We start from the raw sequence: 1,892 nt of genomic DNA, 5'->3' as shown, positions 1-1,892 counted from the left end.
TCTCGGTGAAGCTTCAGAAACATATATAAAAAAATATGGAGGAGTAGTATACCTTATTCCTAAAGAAGAAAATGATTTCTTAGGTTATTCAAAAGGCGAACTTAAGAAAATTTTATGCAAATCAGGTGCTAATGATAAAGATTATTATCTTTCTCAATTTGTTATTTTGACTCTCTTAGTCACATTTTACAGTTCTCAGGGAATAACAAGTAAATGCAGGGATTATATAAAGGTGGGAGAATTTCTTAATATAATTACAGATAAGCTTACTGAAGGTGCAAAGAGAAGTGAAGATGAAAAAAGCAGTACAGATGGAATAGCATTCCAAAATATACTTGAAAGATTTGAAGCATTAAAGAGCAGTGATAAGAAAACAACTTCAAAAACTACAAAAGAAGGTTTTGTAAATACCATATTAAAATTTCTTGATGAACAGGGATTAATATATTATATACAAAATGATGATATGATAAAGACTACTAAAAAACTTGATGCATTTATGGATTGGAACATATTAAATAAAAATAATTATGACAGAGTTCTAAAAGCATTTGGGGAGGAAAAAAATGAGCAAGATCAATAAGATGAGATTTGTAAATCTTAACTATAATAATAATTCCATGAAAATCGATGATGAAACTTTTTTCCTTGATACTGAAAGTACCATGTTTAATTTAAGAAATGGTGGTGGAAAATCGGTACTTGTTCAGATGATGATTTCACCTTTTGTACATAAAAGATATAGAAACTTTAAAGACAGACCTTTTGAAAGTTATTTTACAAAAAGTACGCCTACATATATTCTTGTAGAATGGAAACTTGATAATGGAGGTGGTTATGTACTTACAGGACTTATGGTTAGAAAAAGAGAAACTGCATCTGATGAAGATTCAAAAGAAAAACTTGATATTATAAGTTTCATAAGTGAGTATTCAGGTCCGTGTGAGTGTGATATAGATAATTTAAAGATTGTAGATAAAGACGGAGACAAAAGATCTGTTAAAAGCTATGCAAATTCAAAAAAGCTTTTTGAATCTCTTAAAAAGAATGAAGCTTATAAGTTCAGCTATTATGATATTACAAATTCTGTAGGCACAAAAATGTATTTTGACAGACTGTTATCTTATAAGATTAATTATAAAGAATGGGAAAATGTAATAAAAAAAATTAATCTTAAGGAATCCGGGCTTTCTGAACTTTTTTCAAGTGCTAAAAATGTAGAAGGACTTATGAAGGAATGGTTTCTTCCTGCTATTGAAAATAAGCTTAATAAAGATGAAGACAGAATTAAAAATTTTAGGGAAATAATTAATAACTATGTTATTCAGTATAAAGAAAACAAACATAATATAGATAAAAAAGCAAAGATGGAGCTTTTTAATAATTTATCAGCTGAATTACATGAAGAATGTAACAAGTACATAAATACTATAAATGCTAGAGAAAATCTTGAAAATACCATGGCAAATTTTATTGAGTATTTGAAGTATACTCTTTCTAATTATGAAACAGATAAATGTAATCTTGAAAATGCACTTAATGATTTAAATGAATCATTAAAAGAACTTGAATATGAAGAAAAGTCTCTTGAAATTTATAAATTAGAAGATAAAATGTCTGATTTACATAATAAACTTGATGAAAAAATAAATATGATTTCATTAAATGAATCTCAGCGTGATGATTTTAGAAAAAAGCTTAATATATTCACATGTGCTAAGTTATACAAAGAGTATAAAGAAAAGTCAGAGGAACTTCAAAACTACGAGAATAAATTAAAAGTACTCAGCAGTAAAAATAAAGATTTTGCCCCAAGAATAAATGACCTTGGTTTTACCATAAAGACTATATTATCAAAAGAATTAAGTGATAATGAAAACAGTCATAATGAG

1 protein-coding gene and 1 pseudogene are annotated in these 1,892 nt (G+C 27.1%); both read left to right on the top strand.

Annotated features, from left to right (window positions below):
- On the top strand, positions 1–583 hold a 583-nt coding region (locus tag Q0F58_RS19345), incomplete at its 5' end, for a DUF6063 family protein (protein WP_294379704.1).
- Positions 567–1,892, top strand: a pseudogene (locus Q0F58_RS19340) (hypothetical protein); the annotation flags it as partial. The gene Q0F58_RS19345 and the pseudogene Q0F58_RS19340, both read left to right, overlap by 17 nt.

The organism is uncultured Clostridium sp., from assembly GCF_934754915.1.
GTDB lineage: Bacteria > Bacillota > Clostridia > Clostridiales > Clostridiaceae > Clostridium.
This window is presented reverse-complemented; position numbering and strand designations above follow the sequence as displayed.